General features: G+C 63.0%; 12 protein-coding genes. 5 read left to right on the forward strand and 7 right to left on the reverse strand.

Going from position 1 to position 7,609, the window contains the following annotated elements; genetic code table 11:
- Positions 1–300 precede the first annotated feature (300 nt).
- The 7 genes from FFS27_RS24785 to FFS27_RS24820 all read right to left on the reverse strand — a co-directional run bounded on the left by FFS27_RS24785 (position 301) and on the right by FFS27_RS24820 (position 3,612).
- Positions 301–540, reverse strand: coding sequence for a hypothetical protein (locus FFS27_RS24785; protein ID WP_019726491.1), 240 nt, complete (start codon positions 538–540; stop codon positions 301–303).
- Positions 537–1,163, reverse strand: coding sequence for a hypothetical protein (locus FFS27_RS24790; RefSeq protein ID WP_019726490.1), 627 nt, complete (start codon positions 1,161–1,163; stop codon positions 537–539). The genes FFS27_RS24785 and FFS27_RS24790 overlap by 4 nt, the downstream gene beginning before the upstream one ends.
- Before the next feature lie 50 nt (positions 1,164–1,213).
- Positions 1,214–1,531, reverse strand: a complete 318-nt coding sequence (locus tag FFS27_RS24795) for a pyocin activator PrtN family protein (protein WP_019726489.1) — start codon at positions 1,529–1,531, stop codon at positions 1,214–1,216.
- On the reverse strand, positions 1,528–1,758 hold the full coding sequence (locus FFS27_RS24800) for a hypothetical protein (protein WP_019726488.1): 231 nt from the start codon (positions 1,756–1,758) through the stop codon (positions 1,528–1,530). The genes FFS27_RS24795 and FFS27_RS24800 overlap by 4 nt, the downstream gene beginning before the upstream one ends.
- 150 nt (positions 1,759–1,908) lie before the next feature.
- Positions 1,909–2,202, reverse strand: coding sequence for a phage antirepressor KilAC domain-containing protein (locus FFS27_RS24805; protein WP_137952260.1), 294 nt, complete (start codon positions 2,200–2,202; stop codon positions 1,909–1,911).
- 9 nt (positions 2,203–2,211) lie between these two features.
- Positions 2,212–2,523: a hypothetical protein gene (locus FFS27_RS24810; RefSeq protein WP_033940823.1), complete on the reverse strand. Its 312-nt coding sequence runs from the start codon at positions 2,521–2,523 to the stop codon at positions 2,212–2,214.
- 282 nt (positions 2,524–2,805) lie between these two features.
- Complete coding sequence (locus tag FFS27_RS24820; protein WP_171019228.1) at positions 2,806–3,612, reverse strand: LexA family protein; 807 nt, start codon at positions 3,610–3,612, stop codon at positions 2,806–2,808.
- A 13-nt stretch (positions 3,613–3,625) separates the two neighbouring features.
- Here FFS27_RS24820 and FFS27_RS24825 point away from each other — a divergent pair, with 13 nt between their 5' ends.
- The 5 genes from FFS27_RS24825 to FFS27_RS24845 all read left to right on the forward strand — a co-directional run bounded on the left by FFS27_RS24825 (position 3,626) and on the right by FFS27_RS24845 (position 7,532).
- The gene (locus tag FFS27_RS24825; RefSeq protein WP_019726484.1) at positions 3,626–3,880 is read left to right on the forward strand and encodes a transcriptional regulator; all 255 of its coding nucleotides are present in this window, start codon (positions 3,626–3,628) and stop codon (positions 3,878–3,880) included.
- Between the two features lie 317 nt (positions 3,881–4,197).
- Positions 4,198–4,752 (forward strand): phage regulatory CII family protein, encoded by a 555-nt coding sequence (locus tag FFS27_RS24830; protein WP_019726483.1) that lies wholly within the window; start codon positions 4,198–4,200, stop codon positions 4,750–4,752.
- On the forward strand, positions 4,745–4,954 hold the full coding sequence (locus FFS27_RS24835) for a TraR/DksA C4-type zinc finger protein (protein WP_003130865.1): 210 nt from the start codon (positions 4,745–4,747) through the stop codon (positions 4,952–4,954). Before FFS27_RS24830 ends, FFS27_RS24835 begins: the two co-directional genes overlap by 8 nt.
- On the forward strand, positions 4,918–7,164 hold the full coding sequence (locus FFS27_RS24840; protein ID WP_079199945.1) for a VapE domain-containing protein: 2,247 nt from the start codon (positions 4,918–4,920) through the stop codon (positions 7,162–7,164). Before FFS27_RS24835 ends, FFS27_RS24840 begins: the two co-directional genes overlap by 37 nt.
- Positions 7,161–7,532, forward strand: coding sequence for a PA0613 family protein (locus FFS27_RS24845; protein ID WP_019396873.1), 372 nt, complete (start codon positions 7,161–7,163; stop codon positions 7,530–7,532). The genes FFS27_RS24840 and FFS27_RS24845 overlap by 4 nt, the downstream gene beginning before the upstream one ends.
- The last annotated feature ends 77 nt before the right edge of the window (positions 7,533–7,609 follow it).

The raw sequence follows: 7,609 nt of genomic DNA on the forward strand, positions 1-7,609 counted from the left end.
AAGCGTGGCTATGTGCTTCGCGCCCCGGCGCAGCCTTTCGAGGGGTATACGCGCCTTCGGCGTGTGCTGAGGGTCGGGTTGGAATATGCCTGCTGCTGCGCAGCAGTGGCTTTCTATAGCGCCACCCTCGGGCATCGGTTGGCGGCCTTGGGCGATGGCGATCAGTTGGATGCGACGTGCCAGGCCGCCGCCGCGCTTCTGCGCGGCCGGGGCTTGGGTGCTGTGGGTGGCGTGTGCCAGGGCGGCGCCCTGGTCTTGTGCCGCTACGCGGCTAGCCGGGATAGTTGTCATCGCGCTGCCTCACATGCACATCGGTGCGGTGTCGCCGGAGTAGTCGAGGTCGACCGATTCCCAGCCGCTGGGGCGCAGGATCTCGTCGATCTCCCGGATCTGGTCGCTGATATCGGTCATCGTGATTTCCGCGCGTCGAGCAGCGTCCTCGTCCCACTGCGGCCGGGCGCGGCGCAGGCGGGTCAGGCTGTCGACGTGGTGGCTGCGGTGCTTCAGCAGGTCGGAAGCGGAGAGGCTGGAGTAGTTCATGCCGCCTCCTGCGCTTCGGCGTCTGCGCTCTGGCTGGCCAATTTCGTGATGGCGAGCCGCTGGAGGATCGCGGCGAGCTGCTGTTGGGCTTCGGCGTCTGCGTTGCGCTTGGTGGTGCCGGTCTTTTGGAACTGTCGAGCGTGGCCGCTGAGGAGGCGACTGGCGGTGCGGATGGCGTCCAGTTCTTCGGCGGCCAAGTTCTGCTCGCGGAGGAGCTTCGCGGTCTCAGCCTGCCGATGATTGGTCGCGATGCGTGTCTCCAGCTCCGTCTCCAGGCGTTTCAGTTCCGCTTGTTGCTCTTCGTGGCGCTGCTGCCAATCCGCAAGTTTCTCGGTGGCCTCGGCTTCGACGTTTTGACGAAGTTCCTTCTCGTCGCTGATCTCTTCCTGCTGCTCATCGATGACCTGTTGCAGGCGCTGGGCATTGGTGCGCAGCTTGGCAAGGTCGGCATGCAGCGCCGTCAGTTCCTGGCTGTGCGAGGCGCGGCAGAGGTAAAGCGCCTCGTCGACCGCCTGCTGTTGCGCGTTCTTCCTGTCCTTGCGCCCAGCAAGATAGGCGGTGGCGATCAGGACCAGCAGCGCGGCGAGAGTGGTGGCCGCGAGAATGATGTGTTGGGTATGCATGGTGGTTTTCTCCATTGGTGGTGAGTGGCCGGTGGTGGCGGCCGGTGTGGTTACTCGTTACTGCCGAGTCGGGCATATGCCTCGTCGGCCTGCCAGGCTCGTGAGTCGATCCAGGCCGCAAGGTGGCGCACATCGACAAATGGCTGGGCGCGCTGACTCGGGTCGACGGTGGTGATGGGGAGGCGGATTCGGCGTTCCTTGATCGAACGGCTGAACGTCTCTTCGTTGAGGTTGTGGAAGTACCGAATGCGCAGGTGCTCCAGCGGGATCAGCACGTCGCCGAAGGTGCGGTAGAGGAGTTCCACCGTCTCCGGGCGTGGGGCCGGAGTCAGGCGAAGCTCGGGTTGGTTGTCGTGAGGAGTGCTCATGCGGCGGCCTCGTTGAGCACGGCTACCGCGTCCTCGATGCCGCTGGCTGCTTCGTTGAGTTGGTCGACGATCTCTTCCATGCGCGCTCCGCGGTTGCTGGCTTGCAGGCTCTCGGGCATAGCGTCCAGGGCCTCCTCCTCCTCGCTAACCAAGGTTTCGATCTGCTCGCGGATCTCTTCGAGTTGAGCGGTGATCTGTTGCAGTTGGCGTCGGCGTGCGTTGTTCATTTGTTCCCCTTGGGGTGGTTCCAGGCGATCTCTACGTGGGTTCGTACAAGTTCCCGTAGGTGTTCCGGCACCCGCTCCAGGGCCGCCCTGCGTTCCTCAATGGTTCGAAGGGTGACGATCTGGCGGGCGTATTCGCGGGGCCGGGGCTCGTCAGCCAACCTCGCGGCGGTCCGGGACCGCCGGCGGGCAGACGCGGGGGATGCCGAGCTTGTCGGCCAGCCATGCCTCTCCGGCCGGACGCACCTTCGTCGAGTGGCTGTACTGCATGCCGAGTTCGGGGTGATGCCAGGACGTTTCCTTTGCGCGCAGGTAGAGGCGGTCGCGGACTGGAGCGGCTGGAAGAGTGTTGCTGTCGAGCAGGCCGGCCGCCTTCATGCGCTTGATCAGCTCGGGACGCGTCAGCCCGAGGCGCTGCGCGGCCTGGTGCAGGGACAAGTCTTTCATCGCGGCCCCCTACGCAGCCTGGTCGAAACGGCGGCGAGCCGGGGTCTCGTCCGCGGTGTCCAGGCGGCCATTCGCGATGGACTCGATGTAGTCGGCCACGGTGTTGGCGTTGGACTGGGAGCCGAGCGGGAGGCCCAGGCTGTTCAGCGTGGAGCCCATTCGAACGATGACGTGGACCTGTCCAGCGCCGCGCTCAATGTCGAGAGTGACGTGGACTGCCTGACGGGTTTCGGCGTCGTAGAGGGCGTGGTTGAAGCGGCCGTTGAGGCTGAGCTGAGCCTTGAGCCGCACAAAGGATGGTTGGCGGAGTGCGTAGGTCATGCCGCGTCACCTCCAAACGGGGAGGTGGTGGTTACCGAATAACGGCGGCCCGGGGTACGGCTGGCTACAAGCTGGGCTTTGCCGTTGAAGATGACGACAAGGCAGCCAGTTTCGGCCTGGAGGCGTTGGATCTGTTGCGGGGAGGAGGTACAGGCCGGGTGGACGTGTACCGTGGCGGAACGTTGCATGGTGTTACCTCGTCTCTGTGGTGGAGAGTCGAGGTAAAGCTACAGTCTGATTTGTTGGTTGGTCAACAGTTTTGTTTGTAGATTTTGTTTGTTGCTACAGCTTCTGTACGCGCCATACTGCCTTGCCACATATCTGCCATTCTTCGTTGACGCGGATGTATCGGGGTTCCCAAGCGGGATTCAGTGCTTCCAAATACCACTCGCCATCTTCCATCTGAAGGCGTTTGAACGTGATGCGATTAGAGTTGGTCAGCTTCGCTGCGACAAGATCCCCCGGCTTTGCCTCGATTGATGGATCGATGACCACGCGGTCTCCGCTTTCGAAACTCAAGGGGCCGGCGGGATTCTTCATGCTTATCCCGTCAATAATCAAAACAAAGGCATCCGGGCCTACTGGCCCTGGAGCATCTACCCATTCCTCAGCATCCCCCGGCTGGAATAAATCGACTGCCTCTACCCAGGCGCCTGCTGCAATGGAGCCTACCACTGGCAATTTTCTCCCTGTAGGGCCGGCTACTGTAGCCCGCTCTGCCGCTGTGATCGTAGGGGGCATGATGCTTGCGGCGGCTGGAAACGTGGGGTCCACCGACTGAGGGGGAATGCCTAGTACTCGGGCAATGACTGCCAGGTATTTAGAGTGCTTGGTTTTCCCTTGCTCAATTGCAGCATAGGACTGTTGCGTAAAGGCTTGGCCGCCTAGCAGCTCGCGGACCCCTTTCGCTACCTCGCTTTGGGAAAGCTTCAGCTCTTCGCGGCGCTTGCGAATCGTGGCGGCAATTGCAGCTTGGCGTTCAGTTGGTGTGTTCATGGGGTGAACGCTACAAAAGGATTTGTTGCCTCTCAAACAAAAGTGTCTGTTGAAATTCGACAACTTTGTTTGTAGGCTGGGCGCCAGTTCCATCCGAGGAAGCCTTATGTCAGATCAAGAACCAATGAAAGTCGCGTTTCAGCTTGCGATTTCCCGGGCAGGGGGCCAATCCGAGCTTTCACGAAAGCTCGCCGCGTTCGGGGTCAATCTGTCCCAGCAAATGATTTCTCACTATCTGCGAGGTAGTGGGCACTGCCCGGCAGAAATGGTGCTGAAGGTCGAGGCCCTGACCGGCGTCAGTCGCCACCGGTTGCGGCCGGACGTGTTTGGCGAGCGCGACGATGGATTGGCTGTTGCCTAGTCAACGTAACAACCCTCGCCACCACCGGGGGAGGGGAGCCAGGCCGGCTGGAGCAGCACGCTAAGTACCACCACAGCCGACCGAGCTTCCCAGGCCCAAGGCACGGATGCCTTGGGGTTGCCAGCCTCTCCACCACAGAGTTGCTGGCTGCAATGGCCAGGTGATCAGGGATGCCGATCACCTGGCCAAGGCGGCAGATGGCGTTTCCACCACAGAGCGGCCATCTGCCTTTGTGACCACCATGCAATGTGCCCACGGCGCCTACTCTAACAAGGTTGGTGGCGTCGTGGCACTGGCAGTAAACAGGAATAATTGCCATGTCCCGACCCTCGTTCGCGGATCAGTTCGATCGTATGGGCCGCGAAGTACTCCCCCTGGGCGAAGCGCTCAACCTCGTCGCTCGCAATCAACGCATGTGCCACGGTGGCATCACCGGTTTCGCTCACTCCACCGGCCGCAGCGTCTCCACCACCTCCCACAAGTTCGACCCCAGCCACACCAGCCACATCCTCAACATCTACGACGTGCTCGACTTCCTGCGGTACGTGTCGGCCGAGGGGCGGGCGGTGGTGCTCGACGCACTGCATGCCGAGCTGGGCGACAGCCTGTGGTTCTTCGTTTCGCCGCTTCAGTTCGAGGATGTGCCGGCCAGCCTGATTGCCGGTGCCGGCGAGATCCTGCACACGTCGGCCAACGCGGCCACCACCATCGCGCGCCATATCGAGGACGGCCGCATTGACGCGGCCGAGCTGGCCGAAACCCAAAAGCTGGCGATGAGCATCATCCGCGCGGCGGTCGGCCTCTACGAGCGTGCCCGCTACGTCCACCAGACCACCAAGGGCGCCGAACGCGGGGAGGTGGCCAATGGCTGATATCGCGGATCACGCCAATGACCTGGTGCTGGAGCGCATGGAGGCGGCATTGGCTGCCCGAGCGCTGGTAGCGGTTGGCGAATCGGCCCATGAGTGCGAGTGCTGCGGCGAGCCGATCCCGCCGCGCCGTCGCGAAGCTGTGCCGGGGTGCCAAACCTGCATCGAATGCCAATCGTTCAACGAGCGGAGGGGACGCCGGTGAGTAACGAAGCCTTGGACGAAGTGCTGAATCAGCTTCGAGACCATGGAATTGAACCCTTCACCAAGCGGAGCCCGAGCTGGGTGTTCGGGAAGTTGGTGCGCTGTAAGGTCGAGGGCGACCGGAACGGGGAGGCTACCGGCTGGTACGTACTGCACGAATACACCACTGCCAGCGGCAAGACCCTCTATTTCGGGCGCTTCGGCAACTGGCGGCAGGATCTCAACGAGAAATTCAAGCTCAAGGGTGTTCGCTTGACTGCCGAGGAGCGCGAGCTGATGCACGCGCGGCAGGAAGAGGCCAAGCGCAAGGCGGCGGCGAAGGCCGCCTATGCCGCCCAGCGTGCCGCCCAGGGCGCCGCGCGGCTGTGGGAGCGGCTATCGGAGAAGGGCAAGGCGCCGTATCTCGACCGCAAGCAAATCGTCGGGATCGGCGGCCGCTACGGTTACGGCGGGCGTTTCATGGTGCCCATGCGGACGCTCAAGGGGTTGGTGGGGCTGCAAATCATCTACCCCGAGAAGCAGCCCGATACCGGCCGGGACAAGGCTTATTGGCCCTACGGCATGCAGAAGGAAGGCGCGTTCTGCCTGATCGGTCCTCGCCCCGAGCCAGGCGAGCCGGTGTTGATTGCCGAAGGGTACGCGACCGGCGTCAGCCTGCACATGGCGACGGGCTGCGCGGTGGCTATTGCCTTCGATGCCGGCAACCTGCTGCCGGTCGGCAAGGCGATGCAGACCGAGTACCCGTCGCGGCCGCTGATCTTCTGCGGCGATGACGACTGGAAGACCACCCGCCAGGACGGATCGCCTTGGAATCCGGGCGCTCAGGCTGCGGAGAACGCCGCCACGATCCTGGGCGGCCAGTTCGTACTCCCTCGCTTCGGCAGCGAGCGGGAGGAGGGCTGGACTGACTTCAACGACCTGCACTGTGCCGAGGGGCTGGAGGTTGTCCGCGCCCAGGTCATGGCGGTGGTCCGGCCGCCGGCGGAAGGGGGCTGGCGTGACTGCTTGCTGCGGATCAAGGGCGGTGGGTTGGCGGCGCACATGGTGAACATCAGTCTCATCTTGCAGAACGATGAACGGTGGCAAGGCGTGCTCGGTTATGACGAGTTCAGCGCCAAGACCATGAAGCTGCGGACGCCACCCTATGGCGGTGGTACGGGGGAGTGGACAGATCTGGACGACATGCTGGCGTGCGAGTGGCTGGCACAGCAGTACGGTCTGTTGACGAAGGTGCCGCCGGTGCTCGAAGCGGTGTCTGTGGTGGCCAGCAAGAACAGTTTTCACCCGGTGCGGGCGTACCTTGAGGGCCTGGAGTGGGACGGTACGCCGCGGATCGAGCATTGGCTGAACAGGGCCCTGGGCGTGGAGGAGACCCCGTATTCGATGAAGGCCGGCAAGCGCTGGCTGATCGGCGCTGTTGCGCGTGTTATGCGCCCAGGCTGCAAGATGGATACGGTGCTGATCCTCGAAGGGTTGCAGGGTGAGGGCAAGTCGACTGCCATGTCGGTGCTGGGCGGCGAGTGGTTCATGGATACCCCGTTCGTGCTTGGTGACACAGAAACATTTCAGATGTTACGCGGCAAATGGATCAGCGAACTGGGCGAGTTGGATGCCTTCAACAAGGCCGACAGCACCAAGGCGAAGCAGTTCTTCTCGGCATCGGTTGATACCTTCCGCGAGAAATATGGCCGCAGATCCCGCGATGTGCCGCGACAGTGTGTTTTCGTAGGTACTACAAACCAGGAGGAGTACCTGAAGGACACCACCGGTAACCGTCGATACTGGCCGGTCCTCTGCACGAAGGTGGATCTGGACCTGCTGCGCGAGATCCGTGACCAGCTATGGGCAGAAGCGCTGTTCTGCTACCGCGCCGGAGATCAGTGGTGGGTCTCGCGTGAAGAGCGCGCGCTGTTCGAGGAGGAGCAGGACAAGCGCTACACCGTCGACGCCTGGGAGCACAAGTTGATCGGTTGGCTGGAGGGGTACGTCGGCGAGACCGTCACCAGTGCTGACCTGCTGGGGGACGCGCTCAACCTCGACTTCGGGCATTGGGGCAAACCGGAGCAGATGCGAGTTGGCCATATCATGCACCGGCTGGGCTGGCGGCGCAGACGCCTGCCCGCATCCGGTAAGTCACCGGTGCGGCCGTGGGGCTATGAGCGGCCGCCGTCGTGGAAGGGGCGGCCAACGCAGAAGGAGGCCGCATTTTGATCAAGCCAATTGACGAGATGCTACGGACCTGGGCCGCCGAGCTGCACCCACCGAACGGCGTAGGTTCAGCCGGCAACGCTAGCGGCGGGAGCAATGTGATTGCTATGCTGATGGCGACCAGGGGAAACCTGACTCGCTCCACGGCGGGGGCTCGCTGTCCTCTGGATCGCACGGCGGACATTGAGCTGATCGTGAACAAGCACCTTCCGCCGCCCATCGAGCGGGTGGTGCGGTTGCATTACACGGACTACGACATGTCGGACCCGATGAAATGGGAAGCGTGCGGGTGCGGTAGAACCCAGTATTACCAGCGCCTGCACCTGGCCCATGCGGCCATTGCTGAAATCCTGCTGCGGCGGGCGGCCTGACTTGGCCGGGCGCTGTCCCACCGTCCTACTCTGTCCCGCTTCGTTTTTCGAGGCGGGACAGAGTAGGACGGTGGGAC

The organism is Pseudomonas sp. 2VD, from assembly GCF_005503585.1.
Lineage (GTDB): Bacteria > Pseudomonadota > Gammaproteobacteria > Pseudomonadales > Pseudomonadaceae > Pseudomonas > Pseudomonas aeruginosa.

Excerpts from the sequence above, each read along its gene's own strand:
- FFS27_RS24785 (WP_019726491.1), bottom strand. The coding sequence starts at position 540 with ATGAACTACTCCAGCCTCTCCGCTTCCGACCTGCTGAAGCACCGCAGC.
- FFS27_RS24790 (WP_019726490.1), bottom strand. The coding sequence starts at position 1,163 with ATGCATACCCAACACATCATTCTCGCGGCCACCACTCTCGCCGCGCTG.
- FFS27_RS24795 (WP_019726489.1), bottom strand. The coding sequence starts at position 1,531 with ATGAGCACTCCTCACGACAACCAACCCGAGCTTCGCCTGACTCCGGCC.
- FFS27_RS24800 (WP_019726488.1), bottom strand. The coding sequence starts at position 1,758 with ATGAACAACGCACGCCGACGCCAACTGCAACAGATCACCGCTCAACTC.
- FFS27_RS24805 (WP_137952260.1), bottom strand. The coding sequence starts at position 2,202 with ATGAAAGACTTGTCCCTGCACCAGGCCGCGCAGCGCCTCGGGCTGACG.
- FFS27_RS24810 (WP_033940823.1), bottom strand. The coding sequence starts at position 2,523 with ATGACCTACGCACTCCGCCAACCATCCTTTGTGCGGCTCAAGGCTCAG.
- FFS27_RS24820 (WP_171019228.1), bottom strand. The coding sequence starts at position 3,612 with ATGGAACTGGCGCCCAGCCTACAAACAAAGTTGTCGAATTTCAACAGA.
- FFS27_RS24825 (WP_019726484.1), top strand. The coding sequence starts at position 3,626 with ATGTCAGATCAAGAACCAATGAAAGTCGCGTTTCAGCTTGCGATTTCC.
- FFS27_RS24830 (WP_019726483.1), top strand. The coding sequence starts at position 4,198 with ATGTCCCGACCCTCGTTCGCGGATCAGTTCGATCGTATGGGCCGCGAA.
- FFS27_RS24835 (WP_003130865.1), top strand. The coding sequence starts at position 4,745 with ATGGCTGATATCGCGGATCACGCCAATGACCTGGTGCTGGAGCGCATG.
- FFS27_RS24840 (WP_079199945.1), top strand. The coding sequence starts at position 4,918 with ATGCCAATCGTTCAACGAGCGGAGGGGACGCCGGTGAGTAACGAAGCC.